The organism is Enterococcus sp. DIV0210g, assembly GCF_050559705.1.
GTDB lineage: Bacteria > Bacillota > Bacilli > Lactobacillales > Enterococcaceae > Enterococcus_B > Enterococcus_B faecalis_A.
This window is the reverse complement of sequence record NZ_CP187903.1, coordinates 245,407-259,233: the sequence shown is the minus strand read 5'-3', so window position 1 is coordinate 259,233 and position 13,827 is coordinate 245,407. Positions and strand designations below refer to the sequence as shown.

The window sequence follows — 13,827 nt, the reverse complement described above, 5'->3', positions numbered from 1 at the left end:
TCTCCTTGCGCTTAAAAACAGCTGCAGCTTTTTTAAATAGAAAATCTTTAATTCGTTACTCCCGCCGTCAGCGTCCAAGTGATCGTAGCTTGATAATTTCGTCCAACTTTTCCTTGGCCAGCTGGAATCGTTAGTTTCACTTGGTCTTGCTGCCAGACATACGTTGATTCATCTTTGGAATTTTCTCCAGCACCGCTGAAAATCGTCGTTGGTGAAGTAGACAAGGCTACGTCTCCTTGTGAGGATAAACCTGCTGGATTCAACGTTGAAGTCGTTCTCCGATTGTAGAGATCGCCAGCTGGAATTGTCAGATATGCACCTGTTAAGCGATCATCATTTGCAATAAAGTCTGTTGCTGCTGCTTGAAGTTTCCAACCAGTAGCATTGGTTCGCTCATCTGCTACTTGGACCCATTGATCATTTGTCCCAACAGCATTGATACTTCTTTCTTTCCATTCGATCTCGGTTTCGCCAAAATCAAAAGCAGTCGGTACATAATCGATCCGCAATTCACCATTTTCGCCTGTTCCGCCGTTTTCTGGATTATCTGGATTCTCCAATGAAGGATCTCTAGGCTTGATGAGATTCGAACGGATCGTCAAGTTTACCTCGATTTCCAAATCGTCTGCTAACTGATTTTGCGCTGTTTTTCTTACGACCAATTTTACAGGATACGGACCACCCACATTGTTAGGAACCGCTGCTAAGTTTTCCACTTCAATTGAGGAAGACAAATCAACAAGTTCACCATTTATGATTGTAGTGGCACTCCCGCCTGCTGAACGAATCAAGTATTCAGCATATTCTGGACTGTTTGGCGTAAAGCTCGACACATCACTCAAACGGACAGAAATATCTGCTGCTTTGATCTCATCAATCGTCGACCTTTTGTGAACAACTAATTTGACATCAACAGGATCTGATTCATTTCCCCGCGTATCATCAATAATGATTTGATCTTCGAATTCTTGGACATCTTCTCCATTGAAGATTCCTGCCGGCATGCCATCTTGGATTGTTGTTCCTAAAAAACGATAGCCAAACTTGTCTTTATCTGTTTCTAAAGCATTTGTATCCTCTACGCTGGCAATGAAATCTTTTGCTGCAGGTGTCGTTTCTTGCTCTTTCACATGGATCGTTCGTCCGACACCAGTAGGCTTGGTCACGTCTTTAACATTCGTTTCATGGAAATTTCCCGTGTGCCCAACATAAGTGACTCTGATGGTTTCGCCCCAATAAAATGGCCGATCAAGTGCGCCAGTCCATTCAAATGTACCATTTGATTGAATACGTACTTTCTTTTGTTCATCTGTCAAAGAAGAGTTGTCAAACGGTCCGCCAGACAATGACACATACCCTCCTGGTGGTTCAGCCGTTCCTCTAACTGTGTAAGTCGATTTAGTTTCATTGGTAATATCTTCAATCGTTTTGACATTAAAAACGATTGGTTCGATTTTCCAACGCTGACTTAAAGAGTTGATGTTTGTCCGAAAATAATCTGCCACACTTGGAACAGAATCATCAAAACCATCGGCCAGCTGAGTTGACACATTGCCTAAAGTCGTTCCTTGAATCGGGATACTCGTTTGATCAAGCGGCTCAAATTGAAAAGATGGTATGTTTGGATCTCTATTTCCGTTATTCCATTGGCTGATTCGGTGAATATAATTCCCGCTTCCCGGAACATTCAATTGCGCATTAGGCAAACTGAATAAAATAGGATTGACCGTCGCCCTGCTTTCCAAATCTAAAACAGCTTGATTCCCTACATTGATGGTCGAACCATTTTTATTGGCTTGTATTAACGCAGCGGAGCTCGTCGATTTTATTTCAAAATGAGCATTTTCCCCAAGTGTTAAGGCAAAGTTTGCATTTCCGCCATTCCCCGCTCGAAAAGCAGGCCCTTGCGCATTTAAAAGTGTCCCAGTACTAGCAAGTTGACCGACAACAAGCCTGAAACTTGCATTATCTTTCAATTCGATCGGTATATCATGGGTAAAGAATACCGGCGTCTGGCTGTTTCCTCGCATTGACCAGTTCGTCGTATTGTCGTTCCCTGCATCTTCTTCAATCAAAATATCCACATCAGCGTTTTCTCCAACATGAAAACGTCCGCCAGAATGACCGATTTGGATAGCACTTGGAAAGTTTCTTCGCTGTACTCCGTTGCGAATCGTCACTTGGGTATTATCCGCAATATAAATACTATTTTGCAAGCCGACAAGAGCAGAACCAGCCGGCCGTTCATTTGCTGCCCATTGCGCGCCAGAAACGATTTGATTGGTAATTGACATCGAAGCGACAGAATAATCTCGGGTACCTGTCCAAGAATTCCATCCTAGAGAATTGGACGTCAAATTGTCGATGGTGAGGGAAGTCGTTCCACCTTCTTCAAAAAAGATATTCCCATCTCGAAAAACAGCAAGGCTTGAACCTAGATGACTGTTTTCAATCGTTAAATTCGAGCCCGCCTTGATGTAGATTTCCCCAGCTTCTATATTTCCGTTTCCACTTCCGTATGCAGAATTCAGCCGAACATTCTCTCCTGTAAAAGAAGTGTAGTTGCCATTAGGAGACATTACTGTAGAAGTCGTCCCAGAAAGAATCACTCGTCCTCTTGAACCTTCATATAGCTGATGTCCATAATGTGTGACATTGTGGAATGTGTACGTCCCTCGATTGGCTGAATCATACCCGTTGATCACGCCCCATTCATTGGCACTTTGCAAATTGATATTTTGGAAAATGACATCCCAGCTCGTTCCTGTAAAACGAAGGTGGCGAATCCGCAAGTCAATGGTATGCCCATTCCCGTTGACAACTAATTTTTTACCTGAGCGGGTAGAATGATACGTGCGATTCGAAGTTCCGATAATCGAACTCGTTGCTGTATCTAATGTGATATTAGCTGTCAAATTGATATAGGTGATTTCATTTTGATTATTGTTGCTGGTAGTCAATGCATTGGTCCACTGATTGAAGGTTCCAACATCAAAATAGCTCACATTGCTGAATTCTCCTGCTGTCACAGATTGGATCGGCAGCTGTCTAGTTGTCGGCGTCGCCATATCCAATGTATTAAGCGGCACGACATCAGAAGCGGGTTCATTTTCTGCTGTCTCTTCATTGGTTGACTCTGTCGTTTCTACATCTGCATTCTCTGTCGTTTCTTCCGACGACTCTTCAGTATTTTCTGTTCCATTTTCCGTTGCAGTTTCATCGATTTCTGTTTTTTCTCCCGATGACTCAGTATCAGTATCTTTTTCCTTTTCAACGGAAGAAGTAGTTGTCCCATTTACAGCATTCTGATCATCTGCAGAAATATCAGCTGTATTTTCGGGCAATGTTTCTTGTGCAAAATTGCTTTGTTCATTTTCTGTTGCAAGAACCATTACTGTTCCTGACAAAGAATGGCAAAGCAGTAAAAAACACATCATGCTTTTAAAAATCTTGCTTTTCATTTTTTTCTCCCCTTTGCCTTCTAAAAACAGCAATGAACATGACTGAAAGCAGTATCAGCCCCAAAAAGAACATGGATCTGCTGGAAGCTGTTCCTGTTTTCGGCAATGGTTTTGCTTCCGAGATACCGGCTGAAATCTTTTGTTCTCCTGCTTTTTCGTCCGATTTATCTCCCCAACCAGATAAAGTGATTGCTGCTTCTGAGACTGCATCAGCAGCGTCTGCAAAGACTGGAGGAAAAAGAATGGAATGGAACAGCAGTGCACAACAGATTACTCGAAATACATGTTTCACGGCTTTCCCTTCTTTCTTTAGTTTTTACGCTCTTTTTTTCGGCGTATCAAAACAATAAATAAGAGAACAGCAAGTACAGCAATGATAGCGATCAGAACATAAATCAACGGATTATTTTCTGCCTCTGGTTCAGGATCATTGATCGCTTCTTTATTCAGTTTTTGTGCTTCTTCTCTTGTGATGGTAAAATCTTCTGTCCATTCCCACGTTTTCTCGTCCCACTTCTCATCTGTCGTCACTGCAGATAGATGAAGCGTGTAGTCGCCTGGAGCTAATTGAGCCTGCTCTAGGAAAAAAGGGATGTTGAAATTGGAATTCGGCGCCATTTGTCTGTTCGTCAGACTTCCTGAATAAAGCGTGCGGTCACTTCCTTTTTTCGTGATCCTTCCGTCAAAATCCAAATTAGAGATAATCGCCGGCTGATCGTTTTGCACATTAGCATTGATTACTTTGCGATAGTTGTTCAATCCAGGTGCAGCGCTCAAAAGATTCAAATTTGGTGTTTCGATTTCTTGCTGGACGGTCAATTTCACAGCCATTGCATAGGCAAAACGATTCTCGATCGTGATCCCTGAAGATGTTTTTTGACTGTCTTTGATTTCTCTTTCAAAATACCATGACCCTAAAATAACACCTTCTGCAGCGTCTTTAGGCACCGCGACCGTCATAGAGACTGTCTTTTTTTCTCCTGCTTTTAGTGTCACAGGATTGTCGCCTTCAAGTTCTGCGATGTCTTCAAAAGGTATTTCTAAACTTTCATCTCGGTCTTCTTCAGGGAGCGCAGCAGAATAATTGATTTCCCCATTATCATTTGTATAGGTAGTAAACACACCCATCCGAACTGTCACATTTTCTGAACCATGATTGTTCAATTCTGCTTTGATCGTGAATTCTTCGCCAGGTTTTACCAACAAATCGTAAAACGCACTTGATTCATTTACTTGAGATACATCTGGTGTGACTTTCGCTACACTGTAGCCAGCACTCTCACCTTCTTCCGCGTAGACGAAAGGGGCAAACTGGATAGCAACCACAATGATAAGCGCTGAAAAAAATCGCTGAATCTTTCGCACGGTAATCTTCCTTTCCAACCAATTGATTTTGTCTGATCGCTAAAAAATCTATGGTGCTGCTGTCACTGTCCAGGTGATAGTTGAAGTAAAGGTACCTGTTTTAGCTGTTCCAGGTGCGATTTTTAATTTTGCGCGTCCATTTTCAATGATATTGCTTGTAGTAATCCCTTTTCCTACTGTATCATTATCCACAAGGGTTTCTAAAACAGTCAATGAACTGCCTGTGACTGGGATTTCTCCAGAAGTTGAGCGAATAGCAGTTGCGTCAACAGGGTCAGCTGTTGTACTATTTCCTTGTGGGCTACTTGCGATACTGTTCCGAACCACACCTGCTGGAAGCTCGATCGAAGCACCTGTCAATGTATTTTGCCCGTCAGCAAATTCAGTACGAGAAACGGTAACGGACCATCCATTCGTTCCAGCTTCTCGATTGTCGCGTACTTCAATATAGTTTGTGTTTGGTTCAGTATCTTCGTGAGTTCCCCCAGTTTGTTCGATTTCATGCGTCCCAAAGTTAAAACGCGGAACAACTTTCAAAATCAGCGGCCCTGCTTCTGGTGTAGGGTCAACTGGATTTGGATTTGGAGTTCCTGGATCTGTTGGATCTGTCGGACCTGAACCGCCACCTTGATTGGGAGTCAATCCCACTTCTGCTGTCGAATCTGCTGCTAAAACTGTTACCGTACTATTTACTGCAAACATTCCTGCCAACAACATCCCCGTTGCTGCTAATTTCAATTTTTTCATCCTCTATTACCTCTTTCATTTTTAGTTTAATTTTCTGGACCTCCATCCATTAAGATCCAATAAATTTTTTTTGAATATTCTCCTGCTCGTGCGGTGTTTCTTGGAATCGTCAATGTAACTTCTTGCGACTGCCAGAAATACGTAGAAGCGGCTTTTCCTGCTTTTACAGATTTATCTGCCGATGCACTAAAAATCGTCTGCTCTTCATTTGTTATTTCGATTGATTCCCCCCTTAATCCTGACTCTTTTCTGTCAATACTGTTTCTAACTTCTCCTTTAGGCAGCGTTAGCACTGCTCCTTTTAGTTCATGCCCTGACTCTTCATCCCTCAAATAGCCATCTTGACGAACTTTTACCATCCAGCCGTAAATCCCTTCATCCCGATTGTCTGTCACTTGCAGATATTGGATATGATTTTCTTTTCCTTGCGCTTGATATTCGTGCTCTGTATGGTACATTTTCTGGTTGCCGAAATAAAAACCTTTTGGCGCAACATCAAGTGACAAAGGGCCGCGATTATTTGTCGGCGGATTATTCGGATCTGGCTGCTGCGGTCTCGAAGGATCAGTTGGATTTTTTGGATCTGTCGTCTGCCGATTTTCTTCAAGACGTACGGTTCCTTCTGAATTTGTTCCATGACTACTTGCTGTTACAGGAATTCCGTTACTTGCTACCAAACTGACTAACACTGCAAAAACTGATTTTCCAAACAGCCATTTTTTCATTTATTCACCTCCTTCAATAAGAAACTTTCCCCACGCCCCCACCCTAAAAAATAACTAAGAATCAAAAATTTATTTTTACAGAAAAAAATGAAAAACAAACCCGATTCTTACTATACCGAAATATTAAAATACGATTAAATGAAAACGAATACACGCAGTTATTCCGAATTCAAAAAATAAAAAAACTAACGAAATTTTTATAACAGCAACATCAACTGGTATTTCTTTATAAAACCTGTTATTTAAAGCTTTATTTATAACTATCTTTATTTAAAAAAGTGTTATTATTTTTCTTTTTAAAATAAAAAATGGAACAAAATATTAAATCCAAATTAACTAAATTATATTTTACTGATAAACTATAGTCAATATGTAATTTGTATTATTTTGAAATTAATAAAAAAAGTGTTTTTAAATAACGATGTTATCCAAAAACAAAGTATTCTTGACTAATTTTTCGCAGCAAGAAAAATAAAAAACATTTGACATTTCGTTCGGTACCGAACTATAATGCAAAGCGAAGAAACAAGTTAGGTACCTAACAAAAAAAGAAAGAGGCTATTTTTATGAGCAGATTTACTGACGACTTACTAAAACAATTACGCTTTGTCCATGCGGCAAGCGAGATGTTCATGCAGGAAAGAAAAGAAAAGTTTTCTGGGCAGCAACGAGTATTGGTCATTTTGAAAGAAGAAGACGGATTGATTCAGAGCCATTTAGCAGAGATTCTTGATATTCGGCCAAGTTCATTAGCAGAATTAATCAAAAAAATGGAAATGAATGAAACAGTCTATCGTGTAGAAGACGAAACAGACAAACGGCTCAAACGTGTTTATCTAACAGAAAAAGGCAAAGAAAAAGCAGCAGAATATAATAATCATACGCAAAGCGAAGCCTTTTTTGCTGGTCTCGACAAGGACGAACAAGAGCAGTTCCAAGCTTCTCTAACAAAAATCATCGATGGCTGGGACCCAAAATTCCAGCAGCAATCTGAACGTTTTGCAGATCCTATCGATCGTTTGCGCCAAATGCAGGATCTTAGACAAATATTTTTTGAACAACGCGGTGAAGATTGGCGAAACATGTCGCGGGAAGAACGGAAAAATATACGAAGAAAGATGGATGAGAATTGGCGGAACATGTCTCGAGAAGATCGAAAGAACCTCAAAAAAGAAATGAGAGAAGAATTCCGTAATATGCATCGTTTTGGAAGAAACCACCATGGCGGATTTCCACCAAACGGCTCTCGCCCCTTCCCTCCATTTTGGCAAGAAGGCGGACAAAAACCTGACCGATATGATCCAAAAGACAGAAATCAAGAACCAACTGAAGATGACTGGAAAGATTTTTAAATCCAAACGGTCATTATTTTCAGAATTATGTGTAAGACTGCCTTAGCAGCTCTTAGGAGGAAAAAAATTGGAACAAATGAATCCTGCAGCAGCAGACAAAACGGCAAAAGCCAAAACATTTAAATTAAAAGACTTTATCAAATTGATTAACAGCGTCAATCCTAAAAAAGGGCTTTTCGCTTTAGGCTTGCTCCTTAGTTTAGCCACGAGCGGTGCAAGTTTGGTCGTCCCGCAATTAACAAAAGGGCTGATCGACACTAGCCAGTTAGCAAAAATCGATGGCAAAATGCTTATCGTCCTTATCTTAGCATTTGCTGCTCAACTAGGATTTGGAACACTTGGCAGCTATTTTCTGCGTTTTGTTGGCGAAAGTGCTGTAAAAACATTACGGGAAAGATTGTGGAACCACTTATTGAAATTGCCTGTCAGTTATTTTGACGACCACAAATCTGGCGAAAGCAGTTCTCGCCTTGTCAATGACACAACAGTTATCAAAGACCTTGTCAGTTCGCAATTTCCAAACTTCATCACGGGCGCGATCCAATTAGTCGGTTCTATGATCATCTTGTTCATCATGGACTGGAAAATGGCTTCGATCATGTTTTTATCGGTACCGATCATCGGACTGATCATGATGCCAATTGGTAAAATCATGTCAAAAATAGGAAAACAGCTTCAAGCAGCAACCGCTGATTTTAACGGCGAGGCCAGCGAAAAACTATCAGAGATTCGTTTGATCAAATCAAGTAACGGTGAAAAATTCGAATCAGAAAATGGTCATGCGCTTGTAAATCGGATTTTTTCACTAGGAGTCAAAGATGCCAAAGTCGAAGCTGTTTTGCAGCCGATCATGATGACGACGATGCTTGGTTTATTCGTTGGAGTATTAGGCTATGGCGCTGTTCGTGTGCAAGCTGGTTCATTAACCAGTGGTGAGTTGATTGCCTTTCTTTTGTACCTGTTCAATATCATCATGCCGGTAGCAAGTCTTGCAATGTTCTTCTCTCAAGTGCCAAAAGCCATGGGAGCAACCGAACGTATTGAACAAATTTTGCAAACAGAGATCGAACTAGCTGATCAAGGCAAAGAAGTTGATGTCACAGGTCAAGAAATCAGTGCTGAAAATGTGTCTTTCCGTTACGATGAAGAACATCCTGTACTGCAAAATATTTCTTTCAAAGCAGCCCCCAACTCTGTCATTGCTTTTGCAGGACCAAGCGGCGGCGGGAAATCGACTATATTTGCTTTGCTGGAACGTTTTTACCAGCCAACTAGCGGAAAACTAACTATTGGCGGTCAAGATATCCGTGATATACGCTTATCGAATTGGCGGAAACAAATCGGTTATGTTTCTCAAGATAGTGCAGTTTTTGCTGGAAGCATCCGTGAAAATCTGCAATATGGACTTGATCGTACGTTATCTGACGAAGAACTTTGGCACGGCTTATCTTTAGCCTATGCAGATGCATTTGTTAAAGATTTCCCTGAACAATTAGAAACAGAGATCGGCGAACGCGGCGTGAAGTTATCTGGCGGACAAAAACAGCGAATTGCTATTGCTCGAGCATTTTTACGTGATCCAAAAATCTTGATGCTTGATGAAGCTACAGCCAGTCTGGACTCCCAATCTGAAGAAAAAGTGCAGCGTGCTTTAGAACAATTGATGGAAGGACGCACAACCTTAGTCATCGCGCACCGCCTATCGACGATCGTTGATGCAGATCAAATCTATTTTATCGAAAAAGGGCAAATCACCGGGAACGGAACGCATGGCGAGCTTATCCAAAAACATCCGCTTTATGCGCAGTATGTAAGTGAGCAGATTATTAATTAGAGGTTGTGAGAGAGCTGTTCAGCTCCAACGCGATAAGACTCTTTTATCAGGGAAAATGGCTTTTCACATTTTTTCTGATAAAAGCTTATCGTTAAGGAGCTAGCTCTCGAACACCGTTTAATGAGAGGTCGTTTTCTCAGTGTTCTGTTCCGAACACCAAGTAGGTACTATTAGACATCGAATCATTCCATTCTTCGTGTTTCACAGCATTAACCCTCTTTCTGATTGGGAAATAGCTTCTCATATTTTTCAATCAGAAAGCTTAATGTCGAGGAACAACTGAGAAAACACCGTTTAGTGGGAGGTTATAAACGAACCGCTCCAACACTAAAAGCAGCAAAACATTTTTCATGTTTTGCTGCTTTTTTGTTCTATCTAAGAAATCAGCTATTCAACCACTTTTTATACCAAAGGAACTTCTGGATTTTCTTTTGTCGCTGTATAACTTTTCCCTTCAACACCTAGATGTTGTACAATCAATTCTTTTAATTCTTGCATAGCTTGCGCAGCACGTTGATCTTGTTCTTCGTTAACTGCCTCAATGACTAAGACTGCTTGTTTCGTTGTTTCTTGAAGCATTGTTCGTTGTGCTTCCCGCCAGTTCAAGCATCGGCACACTGCTCCTTCATCATCAAAGTAAATGATTTCTTCTGGAAGTGCTGGTGCATCTGTTTCGGCACCCAATGGAAAGAATGATTCTCCGCCAGCTGCTTTTCCTAAATGTAAATCGCCGCTGATTGCTTCTAAATCTTCGCCCCCGCAAGGAACTGCGTATTTCATAGATACACTGTTATATATATCTACCAACGGATTGATTGGATAAAAATCGCGGTCTTGGCTGACTCTTTTCAATAATGCTTCGATTGAAGAACGGGCACCTTTCTTCGTTTTGAATTGGCTGAACGCATTTCGCCATTGCTCAATGACAGGATTTTGACTAAAGGTTTCTTCACCTAAAAATTTTTGTGCTTCCTTTTTCCCCTGCGCTAATAATTCAGTGTACGCTGCTTCTTTTTCTGTGTCAGCTTTGTTATCAATATTTTCAACAACCAATACATGGATGGCTGCTTCGGGAAATAGCTCCCAAAATTCTGGATCAACAATAAATTTTTTCATTTTAAATGGCTCCTCTTATCTTTTTTTCTAACAATATATCCGTTTGCTTATCTGTTCCCATCATAAAAGTATGGGCGGAAAATGCATGATAACCCATCTTTTCATAAAAGGAGCGTGCTGGGCTATTTTCCTCCCAGACGCCAAGCCAAACTCTTTTTTTCTGCAATTGTTTTGCTTTTTCTTCTGATTCTTTTATTAAATATTCTCCCAGACCCATCCTCTGATACGCTTTTTTGAGATAGATCCGTTCAATTTCCAAGGCATCTGTCCCTTGTTCTTCACTTTGCGCCGCGCCAATATTCAATTTCAAATAACCAGCAGTTTGGCTGTCTTTTTTCAAAAAGTAGAAAAACGATTCTGGATCGTTCAATTCTGCTTCAAGCTTTTCTAAAGTAAATGCTCGTTTCAAGTAATCATTCAGATTTTCTGCCTGATTCTGTGCAGCAAAAGTCTCTTTGAAGGTCTCGATACTCAATTCTTGCAGCGCGAAAAGATCTTGTGCTTCACAACGAATCAATTCTTTCGACATCTTTCCATCCCCTTTAATAAATCCGTTTGTTGCCATCCTTGATGTAGTTCCAATCTTTTTCAACGTTTCTTTTCATTTTTTTCAATAATCTCGAAAATTCTTCTGCTTCTTCTGTAGTAAAATCTTGCAATGCGGTGCGATTGGAATACTCATTTTCTCTAAGAATAAATGCCGCACCTTCTGCACCTTTTTCCGTAACATACAGCCGTTTGATTTTTTTGTTCGTTTGGTCATTCTTTTTTTCAATAAAACCATTTTTCTCCAACTTTTGGATTGCTCGAGAGGCCGTTGTACGATCGACTTTGATCATTTCTGCCAAGTGGTCTGGGATGATCCCAGGATTTTCTTTGATGCGAACGAGGTACAAATATTGTCCTCGCGTCAAGTCCAAGTCTTTGAACTCGATATTGGCAATTGAATCCAGGGCTCTAGAAATCACACCGATATCTCTAAGTACTTCTGTCATCGCTTCTCCTTTTTGTTGCATTTGCAACATTTAAAGAATAGTATTCGATGCTGCTGAGCCGTCATGATTAATTACGCCGATTTCTTCAAATTCACTGCGGACAAGTGGTTTATTTGGATCCCATCCTGGTTTAGTCATGTAGTAGTGCCATTTTGTTGTACTGTGAGCAGCCGTATAATGCCAAGTAACACTTAAAGGACCCGTTTTGATATCTTGTTTTTTCCAACGATCTGCTGTTTGATTATCTAGAACAAAGTCATTGATTTGACCAAGTCCGCCTTCTGCTGAAGCAATTTTCCCATCAGCAGGTCCCGCTTCAGGAAATCCTTTGCGTGCCTCTAATGATTGAGGATTATTGATGACCGCTCCATAAAGTTCGAAGGCTTTATCATATCCTAAAATGGAAGATTCTTTATCCAGCGAACCTTGGTAACCGCGGCTTGCTGGAGCTTCAACGTACCCATGCGCATCAGCAACATCTCCATTCATAAAAAATGCTCCGGCAATACCAACTGTTAATAACACTGCACTTACCTTTTTTTTACTCAAAAACATCTTAAACTCCCCTTTTCTACTTTAAAATTATTTTAATAACATTACACTTATAATATAGAACACCAGTAAAGCGCTTAAAAGGCATAAAATTTCCAAAAAATGGAATTTTTTTACCTAAATATGATCATTATTGATACTTTCAGGGGAAATCTTGTCCCATGTCGTTACATTGTTCTCGTAAAATTTGAGTAATAAATCAAGTTCAGCTGCATTCACATAATTAGATATGGAAATAACTGGTATATTTGAGAGTTTTAAACAAGATACATTGGTCAATATGCAATCATAATTGCTTGCATTTTCTATCAGATTTTCTGTCATCGTCACATTGGCAATTTCAAAAACGAAGCGCGGGTGAAGATGATGTCCTAATTTATCTTTTAAGAATTCGGCATGTTCTTTAGTAGAATCTAAGAATAAACATGCCCGGATTTTCGGCATGAAACTTTTGATTTGCTCGAGCAAGCCATTCCAGCTTGTCAATAATTCGAAGATGATTTGATGTGTCAATTGGGAATCATTTTTCCCATCTAGGAGCTGCTTTTCAATTTTCTGTTCTAAAAAATCAACGACAAAATTACATTCAGAAGAAATCCCAACAAAGAAATCCTGGATTTTGTCGTAAATAATATAGTATGGTCCGCTGATAGATAATACTCGGTATAGTTTAATCAACAGCTGTTCTTTATTCGTGCATGCGATTTCAAAAACCTCTTCTAGTTCATGGATCAAATCTAACAAGCGATTCAGCAGATTTTGTCCTTTTTTACTTTTTTCTGTTACAAGCAGCAAATCTTCAAAACTGCTGACTTGCAATTGTTCGATAGCTAGATAAAACAAATCCTGAATATTGTTATCGGTCAGAGGTATGTGGAACTGTTCTTCAAATTTTTTTGCTAAGTTTTTTTCAACTACTATATCTATTTGTTTCTTTTCGTTCACAGTTTTTTGCGCAATATAATGTCCTAGCTGGATTCGTTTGATTGACAAATAGATACTCATTTTCAGACGATTCAATTCGCCATAGTAAAAAAAGGAGGCATCTATTTTAGGGAGATTTTTCAATAAAAAATAATCAACAAGTTCATTGATTAGATTCATCTGTTTTCTGTCACATACATAAAAAACATGTTCATATTTTTCTATCATAAATTGGGCCATAAAATTCCTTAACGTGTGCTCTGATCCAATCAGATGTCCCGAAGTATCAAAAGAAAATCCTTTTTCTTTTAGCACCATATTTAATCTGCGCATTCTTTTTCTCGTTGTTTCTTCAGAAAAGAAATTCATTTCACAAAAGTCATACAAATCTGAGAAGTCTTTTAAAAAAGAATATTCAATTAGAGAAAACTCCCAACTTTTCGCCAATATTTTCGCATATACATAGCTTTTTCCTTGTTCTGGTTGTGTATGTAAGTATATTTCTGCCTTATCTGTAGTCTCCAAGTATAGAGGTTGTATAAAATCATTGATTACTTGGATATCCTTTTTAAGGGTACGTTCCGTTACTTTAAGTATCTTTGCTGTTTCAGTGATACGTTTCCATCCATGTCCCCAGAGTATTTCCAATAATCTTAAGTGCCGCTGGTCTACTTTGTTTAATATTCTTCTCATATACTTGCCCTTCACTTCCTACGATTATTATGACCAAAATAACTAATATAAAAATAATAAAAA

At 39.7% G+C, this 13,827-nt stretch carries 11 protein-coding genes and 1 pseudogene; 2 read left to right on the top strand and 10 right to left on the bottom strand.

Translation table 11 applies throughout. The annotated features are described in order from the left end of the window. Positions 1–47 precede the first annotated feature (47 nt). From IGI64_RS01280 to IGI64_RS01260, 5 genes are read right to left on the bottom strand one after another with little or no spacing between them, the layout of a single operon-like run. A complete protein-coding gene (locus tag IGI64_RS01280) occupies positions 48–3,461 on the bottom strand; it encodes a WxL domain-containing protein (protein WP_429939224.1) in 3,414 nt (1,137 codons plus the stop codon). Next, on the bottom strand, positions 3,442–3,753 hold the full coding sequence (locus IGI64_RS01275) for an LPXTG cell wall anchor domain-containing protein (RefSeq protein WP_429939223.1): 312 nt from the start codon (positions 3,751–3,753) through the stop codon (positions 3,442–3,444). The genes IGI64_RS01280 and IGI64_RS01275 overlap by 20 nt, the downstream gene beginning before the upstream one ends. A gap of 17 nt (positions 3,754–3,770) precedes the next feature. Then, positions 3,771–4,826 carry a WxL protein host-binding domain-containing protein gene (locus IGI64_RS01270; RefSeq protein WP_429939222.1) on the bottom strand — a complete coding sequence of 352 codons (1,056 nt, stop codon included), beginning with the start codon at positions 4,824–4,826 and terminating at the stop codon, positions 3,771–3,773. Positions 4,827–4,874: 48 nt separating this feature from the next. Then, positions 4,875–5,573: a WxL domain-containing protein gene (locus tag IGI64_RS01265; RefSeq protein ID WP_429939221.1), complete on the bottom strand. Its 699-nt coding sequence runs from the start codon at positions 5,571–5,573 to the stop codon at positions 4,875–4,877. A 26-nt stretch (positions 5,574–5,599) separates the two neighbouring features. Then, positions 5,600–6,298, bottom strand: coding sequence for a WxL domain-containing protein (locus IGI64_RS01260; protein WP_429939220.1), 699 nt, complete (start codon positions 6,296–6,298; stop codon positions 5,600–5,602). Between the two features lie 566 nt (positions 6,299–6,864). Here IGI64_RS01260 and IGI64_RS01255 point away from each other — a divergent pair. Continuing rightward, positions 6,865–7,650 carry a MarR family winged helix-turn-helix transcriptional regulator gene (locus IGI64_RS01255; protein WP_016623633.1) on the top strand — a complete coding sequence of 262 codons (786 nt, stop codon included), beginning with the start codon at positions 6,865–6,867 and terminating at the stop codon, positions 7,648–7,650. A gap of 76 nt (positions 7,651–7,726) precedes the next feature. Continuing rightward, positions 7,727–9,484, top strand: coding sequence for an ABC transporter ATP-binding protein (locus IGI64_RS01250; RefSeq protein WP_429940738.1), 1,758 nt, complete (start codon positions 7,727–7,729; stop codon positions 9,482–9,484). 402 nt (positions 9,485–9,886) lie between these two features. Here the strand turns inward: IGI64_RS01250 and IGI64_RS01245 are convergent, their stop codons facing one another. The 5 genes and pseudogenes from IGI64_RS01245 to IGI64_RS01225 all read right to left on the bottom strand — a co-directional run bounded on the left by IGI64_RS01245 (position 9,887) and on the right by IGI64_RS01225 (position 13,764). Then, positions 9,887–10,600 carry a B3/B4 domain-containing protein gene (locus tag IGI64_RS01245; RefSeq protein WP_429939219.1) on the bottom strand — a complete coding sequence of 238 codons (714 nt, stop codon included), beginning with the start codon at positions 10,598–10,600 and terminating at the stop codon, positions 9,887–9,889. Between the two features lies 1 nt (position 10,601). Then, positions 10,602–11,129 carry a GNAT family N-acetyltransferase gene (locus IGI64_RS01240; RefSeq protein WP_429939218.1) on the bottom strand — a complete coding sequence of 176 codons (528 nt, stop codon included), beginning with the start codon at positions 11,127–11,129 and terminating at the stop codon, positions 10,602–10,604. Positions 11,130–11,142: 13 nt separating this feature from the next. Further along, entirely contained in the window at positions 11,143–11,595 is a 453-nt protein-coding gene (locus tag IGI64_RS01235; RefSeq protein ID WP_429939217.1) for a MarR family winged helix-turn-helix transcriptional regulator, read from the bottom strand. A 39-nt stretch (positions 11,596–11,634) separates the two neighbouring features. Further along, positions 11,635–12,150 (bottom strand): annotated as a pseudogene (locus IGI64_RS01230) (lytic polysaccharide monooxygenase); the annotation flags it as partial. 114 nt (positions 12,151–12,264) lie between these two features. Beyond that, a complete protein-coding gene (locus IGI64_RS01225) occupies positions 12,265–13,764 on the bottom strand; it encodes a helix-turn-helix domain-containing protein (protein WP_429939216.1) in 1,500 nt (499 codons plus the stop codon). Between the last annotated feature and the right edge of the window lie 63 nt (positions 13,765–13,827).

Bases quoted from the DNA above. Each gene is read 5' to 3' on its own strand.
- IGI64_RS01250 (WP_429940738.1), top strand. From the start codon at position 7,727: ATGAATCCTGCAGCAGCAGACAAAACGGCAAAAGCCAAAACATTTAAA.
- IGI64_RS01245 (WP_429939219.1), bottom strand. From the start codon at position 10,600: ATGAAAAAATTTATTGTTGATCCAGAATTTTGGGAGCTATTTCCCGAA.
- IGI64_RS01225 (WP_429939216.1), bottom strand. From the start codon at position 13,764: ATGAGAAGAATATTAAACAAAGTAGACCAGCGGCACTTAAGATTATTG.
- IGI64_RS01260 (WP_429939220.1), bottom strand. From the start codon at position 6,298: ATGAAAAAATGGCTGTTTGGAAAATCAGTTTTTGCAGTGTTAGTCAGT.
- IGI64_RS01235 (WP_429939217.1), bottom strand. From the start codon at position 11,595: ATGACAGAAGTACTTAGAGATATCGGTGTGATTTCTAGAGCCCTGGAT.
- IGI64_RS01255 (WP_016623633.1), top strand. From the start codon at position 6,865: ATGAGCAGATTTACTGACGACTTACTAAAACAATTACGCTTTGTCCAT.
- IGI64_RS01280 (WP_429939224.1), bottom strand. From the start codon at position 3,461: ATGAAAAGCAAGATTTTTAAAAGCATGATGTGTTTTTTACTGCTTTGC.
- IGI64_RS01240 (WP_429939218.1), bottom strand. From the start codon at position 11,129: ATGTCGAAAGAATTGATTCGTTGTGAAGCACAAGATCTTTTCGCGCTG.
- IGI64_RS01265 (WP_429939221.1), bottom strand. From the start codon at position 5,573: ATGAAAAAATTGAAATTAGCAGCAACGGGGATGTTGTTGGCAGGAATG.